The sequence below is a fragment of the Pseudomonas sp. HR1 genome, from assembly GCF_030175875.1.
Classification (GTDB): Bacteria; Pseudomonadota; Gammaproteobacteria; order Pseudomonadales; family Pseudomonadaceae; genus Chryseomonas; species Chryseomonas oryzihabitans.
In genome coordinates this window covers 1-589 of record NZ_JASNRF010000071.1, presented here as the reverse complement: position 1 = coordinate 589, position 589 = coordinate 1, and the positions used below count along the sequence as shown (strand labels likewise).

Genomic DNA, 589 nt, shown 5'->3' with positions numbered 1-589 from the left:
GGAGATCTCAAACTCCTGAATCTTGGTTGCCAATCCGAAGCCGTGGAGCAAGCCGAATACCAGGGTGGCCACCCGTGTGTTTGGCTGATAGCCGAACCACCGCTGGAACGCTCCCAGGTTATCGAGCGCCTTGTACACCACGGAAAAACCGATGATGGCGTCGATGACATAGGAGCTGACGCTGATGTTCGTGAGCACGCCAAACAGCAGTGTCACGGAATGTCCTACCGCAAAAAGGGTGACATACAGGCCGACATCCTTGAGGCGGTAGACAAAGAAGATCACGCCAAACAAGAACAGCAGGTGGTCGTACCCGGTGATCATGTGTTTGGCTCCCATGTAGATGAACGGGAGCAGCATCACTCCCGAACTTTCCTGGATGAAGCCCTTGTCACCTTCCGCGACGGCATGAGCCAGGGCATCACTGGCACCCAGCAGGAGGGTCAGGCAGGCGAAGAGAAACAGGAGCGGACGGCGCATCGTCGAGACGCATGCCGGCCTCCCATTGGAGGTGAGCGTGTACATAAACGGATCCTAAGTCTCAGTGGTCTTGGGCCGAAAAAAGGCCAGAGGTCAGAGCACGAACTGA

General features: G+C 56.4%; 1 protein-coding gene. It reads right to left on the bottom strand.

The window, feature by feature from the left end; all coding sequences use genetic code 11:
- Positions 1-480: HupE/UreJ family protein (locus tag QKY98_RS23640; RefSeq protein WP_502945105.1), on the bottom strand; the 480-nt coding region annotated here is incomplete at its 3' end.
- Between the last annotated feature and the right edge of the window lie 109 nt (positions 481-589).